The organism is Allorhizocola rhizosphaerae, from assembly GCF_003426775.1.
Taxonomy (GTDB): domain Bacteria; phylum Actinomycetota; class Actinomycetes; order Mycobacteriales; family Micromonosporaceae; genus Allorhizocola; species Allorhizocola rhizosphaerae.
This window is the reverse complement of record NZ_QJUG01000385.1, coordinates 1-4270: the sequence shown is the minus strand read 5'-3', so window position 1 is coordinate 4270 and position 4270 is coordinate 1. Positions and strand designations below refer to the sequence as shown.

Sequence of the window (4270 nt, the reverse complement as noted above, 5' to 3'; positions counted from 1 at the left end):
CCAGGCGCTGGCCGTCGGCCGAGGCGTTCGCCGTCGCGGCGCGCCATGCCGCAAGCGGGGCGGCCACGCCGATCCCGGCGCAGCGCCAGCCGGTCGCGCAGCAGGTGCGCACGCCGGTGACCGTGCCATACCGACCGGGCACGGCCGCCGTGCCGCCGCCCGTCCCGCCGACGGTGAACCTCACCTATCAGACACCGGCACGCCCGGCTCCCGCCGGAAGTGGCGGACGCACCGCGCTGATCGTTGTTTGGGTGGTACTGGCGTTACTCACCCTGCTCGTCTGCGCTTATCTGGGGTACCAGACAAAACTCAGCCAGAATCGGGGCAGCCAGGCGCTGCCGCACAACGTCACATTGGCGGCACAGAGCCAGCCGGAGATCATGTATCAAATGACTGAAGGACGACGCACGCGATGAACGCGCAGGCCCGACTGCTCGGGGGCAGGTACCAAGTCGGCGAACTGCTCGGCTATGGCGGCATGGCGGAGGTGCACAAGGGGCGGGACCTGCGCCTCGGCCGCGACGTGGCCATCAAGATGCTGCGCACCGATCTGGCCCGAGATCAAACGTTCCAGATGCGGTTCCGTCGCGAGGCGCAAAACGCCGCGGCGCTCAACCATCCGGCGATCGTCGCGGTCTACGACACCGGCGAGGAGCGCGCACCGACGGGCGAGGTGCTGCCGTACATCGTGATGGAGTTCGTCGCGGGGCGCACGCTCAAGGAGGTGCTCGCCGCCGAGGGCCGGATCATGCCCAGGCGCGCCCTGGAGATGACCGCCGACATCTGCGCCGCGTTGGAGTTCAGCCACCGGCACGGCATCATCCACCGCGACATCAAGCCGGGCAACGTGATGCTCACGCCCAACGGCCAGGTCAAGGTCATGGACTTCGGCATCGCGCGGGCGCTGGCGTCGGGCGCGACCACGATGACCCAGACCTCGGCGGTGATCGGCACCGCGCAATACCTCTCGCCCGAGCAGGCGCGGGGCGAGGCGGTGGACGCCCGCTCGGATGTGTATGCGGCCGGGTGTGTGCTGTTCGAGCTGCTGTGCGGGCATCCGCCGTTCGTGGGCGACTCTCCCGTCGCGGTGGCATACCAGCACGTGCGGGAGGACCCGCGTCCGCCGAGCGACTCCAACCCGGAGATCACGCCCGACGTCGACGCGGTCGTGCTCAAGGCGCTGGCCAAGAACCCGATCAACCGCTATCAGTCGGCCGCCGAGATGCGCGCCGACGTGCTGCGCGCCGCGTCCGGCCGCCCTGTGCTGGCCACCCCGCTGCTGCGCGAGGAGGAGACGGTCGCGCTGGCGAGCCCGGCCAAGTCCGTCACGCGCACGATGCCCGCTCGCGTGGGCAACGCCCGGCGCCGCAAGAACTCCGGCGTGGTGATCGCCCTGCTGTCGGCGTTGGGTGTGCTGGCCGTGGTCGCGCTGACGATCGGCCTGATCATGATGAACCGGACGAAGACCATCGAGGTACCGAATCTGGTCAACATGACCGAGGCGCAGGCCAGGGCGACGCTGACCTCGGTCAACCTGTCCGGCGCGCCGGGCCAGCCCAAGTTCGGCAACGACTGCACGCAGGGTGTTGTGGTCAACCAGGCGCCGCCTCCGGGCACCGCGCTTGGCGAGGGGGAGACGGTCACCTACAACCTGTGTGGCGGGATAGCGACCACCACGGTGCCGTCGCTTGCCGGGCTCAACAAGCGTGGCGCCGAACAGCTCCTGACCGAGCGCAAGCTGAAGTGGGAGTTCGTCAGCGTCGACAGCGACCAGCCGGTCGACGTGGTGGTCGGCTCCGATCCGCCCGCCAACTCGCCCATCTCCGAGGGCCATACCGTCACGGTCCAGCTGTCCAAGGGCAACATCAAGCCCGTGCCCAATGTGGTGAACAAGACGCAGGCCGACGCCGAAGCCACCCTCAAGGCGGCGGGTTTCACGGTCGAGGTCAAGACAACCACTCTGCCTGCCGGTTCCCCGGGCATTGGGAGGGTGGTAAACCAGGACCCCACGCCCCAGGAGGGGCCCAGGCCCGCCGACAAGACCAAGGTGACGATCTGGGTGGGAGTGGCCGAGGCCAAGCCGTCCCCGACTCCGTCGGTGACGCCGCCGCCGGGCAACTGACCACGTACTTCGGTGTTGGTGATAACCGTCGCGCGCCGCTTTCGGCGCGCGACGGCTTGGAGCCTACTGATCGAAGCACGTGCCGTGGAGGCCGAAAGATCTAGGCAGAGAAGGCGGCGAGGCGGCGGGATTCGATCTCGGCCGCGAGGGCGGGTGCGCGGTCCAGCGCGGCCGGAAGGCCGCACTTGGCCAGCCAGTTGGCGAGTAGCAGATGCCCGCCCTGGGTGAGCACCGACTCCGGGTGGAACTGCACGCCCTCGATCGGCAGGCTCCGGTGCCGCAGGGCCATGACGACCCCCGAGGAGGTTTTGCCGGTGACCTCGATCTCGCGGGGCAGCGTGGCCTCCTCCACGGCGAGCGAGTGGTAGCGCGTGGCCGTGAACGGGTTGGGCAGCCCGGCCAGCACGCCGCGGCCGTCGTGGTACACCTCGGAAGTCTTGCCGTGCAACAGCTCCGGCGCCCGCGTGACCGTGCCGCCGAAGGCCGCGCCGATGGCCTGGTGTCCGAGGCACACCCCGAAGATCGGGATCTGGCCGGCGTAGGACCTGATCACATCGAGGCAGATGCCCGCCGCGTCGGGCGCGCCGGGGCCGGGTGAGAGCAGGATCCCTTCGGCACCAAGGCTCCCCGCCTCCGCCACGGTGATCTCGTCGTTGCGCCTGACCGCGCAGTCGGCCCCGAGCTGGCCCAGATACTGGACCAGGTTGTACACGAACGAGTCGTAATTGTCGATCACCAGGATGTTTATGGCGATCACCGCCGTCTGCTCGGGCTGGACGGGGGTGTCGGCTCGACCGTGGAGTAGTCGATCCGGTGCGGGTCGTCGGTGGGCGTCGGGCTCGACGCGGGGGCCGGATCCATGTCGACGCCGTACGGATCCTCGACCTGCACGTCGTCCCACGGCATCACCATCGGCTCGGCCCACGGGAACACGATGAACCACAGCAGCGCGGTCACCGCACCGATCAGCACTGCCGAACCGGCGAGCTTGCCGTAGAGCCCGAACGGGAGCTTGCGCCAGAGCCAGGCGTACATCAGCCCCCCAGCTCCGCGGGGCGCCCGTTGGAGCGCGGCAGCTCGTAGGCGAACCGCGCGTGCACGATGAGCCGCTGATAGTTGTCGAGCTTGGGGTTGCACGTCGTGAGCGTGAGCAGCTTGCCCGGCCTCAGGTCGGGCGGCGTGGCCGAGACCACCTCGACCGCGCTCGGCAGCACCACTTTGGACAGTTCTACCTTGTAGACGTACCAGGTGGTCTTCGACTCGACCACGACGGGATCGCCCGGCTTGAGCAGGTCCAGGTCCCAGAAGGTGGCCCGGTTGCGGTGCCCTGCGACGGAGAAGTTGCCCTGCTGGCCCGCCTGCGCGGTCTTCGGGTAGTGCCCGGGCGCGTAACGGATGTCGGCCTGCGACACGCCCTCGACCACGACCCACTGCTTGGCCAGGCGCGGGATGTAGAGCCGCGCGATGACGTTGGCCATGTTGGGGCCGGGTGCCGGGCTAGGCCCGACGCTCGGCGTCGGGCCGGCCGAAGCCGACACGGTCGGGTCGGGGCTTCCCCAGGCGTCGTCGAGCTGTTGTGCGAGCTCGTTTTGGTGTGCGTCGACGATGGCCGTCTTGCCCCACACCTCATAGGCCGCGAAGAGCAGCAGCACCAGGCCAAACGTGATCATCAGCTCGCCCGTGCCGCGTAGCGTCGTCCGGATCACCGATCCGACGGTGGTCCGCGTGTACTCCGAGTGGATGCTGCGCCAGTCGTCGCCCTCTTTGATCGCCTTGACCGGTGGCGGGAGCGGCTCGCCCGACCAGCGGTCGCGCTTGGGCTCCTCCGGCTCGGGCTCAGCCGGCGGCGGGGCGGGCAACACCCGCCCGAGCAGTCCAGTCCTGTCGGTGGCCCAGGCGCGCCCACTCACGACGTCTGGGATGGGTTTGGCGGTCGGCGACGCCTGGAAGTTTGCCGGCGGGGGAGCAGCGGGCCGGGGGGTCGGCGACGGCTTGAGCCGCGGCAACTGCATGGTCGCGTCGAAACCGGCGGTCGATGAGTCGGGCCCGTCTGGCGGTGCGGCGGAGGGGTCGGCCTGCGCAGGAGAAGGCGCGGCCGGGGTCGGCGGGGGCCAGGCATCCGAAGGCAGGGCCGGGTGGGGCACGGCG

General features: G+C 69.8%; 4 protein-coding genes and 1 pseudogene. 2 read left to right on the top strand and 3 right to left on the bottom strand.

The features are described from left to right. Together DM816_RS40495 and pknB are read left to right on the top strand one after the other, a co-directional pair. Positions 1 to 416 (top strand): annotated as a pseudogene (locus DM816_RS40495) (serine/threonine protein kinase); the annotation flags it as partial. Continuing rightward, the gene (gene pknB, locus DM816_RS40490; RefSeq protein WP_117215750.1) at positions 413 to 2122 is read left to right on the top strand and encodes a Stk1 family PASTA domain-containing Ser/Thr kinase; all 1710 of its coding nucleotides are present in this window, start codon (positions 413 to 415) and stop codon (positions 2120 to 2122) included. The pseudogene DM816_RS40495 and the gene pknB, both read left to right, overlap by 4 nt. Positions 2123 to 2222: 100 nt before the next feature. Here the strand turns inward: pknB and DM816_RS40485 are convergent, their stop codons facing one another. The 3 genes from DM816_RS40485 to DM816_RS40475 all read right to left on the bottom strand — a co-directional run. Beyond that, positions 2223 to 2870: an aminodeoxychorismate/anthranilate synthase component II gene (locus DM816_RS40485; protein ID WP_117215751.1), complete on the bottom strand. Its 648-nt coding sequence runs from the start codon at positions 2868 to 2870 to the stop codon at positions 2223 to 2225. 5 nt (positions 2871 to 2875) lie between these two features. After that, entirely contained in the window at positions 2876 to 3157 is a 282-nt protein-coding gene (locus DM816_RS40480) for a hypothetical protein (RefSeq protein ID WP_117215749.1), read from the bottom strand. Next, the coding region (locus tag DM816_RS40475; RefSeq protein ID WP_162908364.1) for a class E sortase at positions 3157 to 4270 on the bottom strand (1114 nt) is incomplete at its 5' end. The genes DM816_RS40475 and DM816_RS40480, both read right to left, overlap by 1 nt.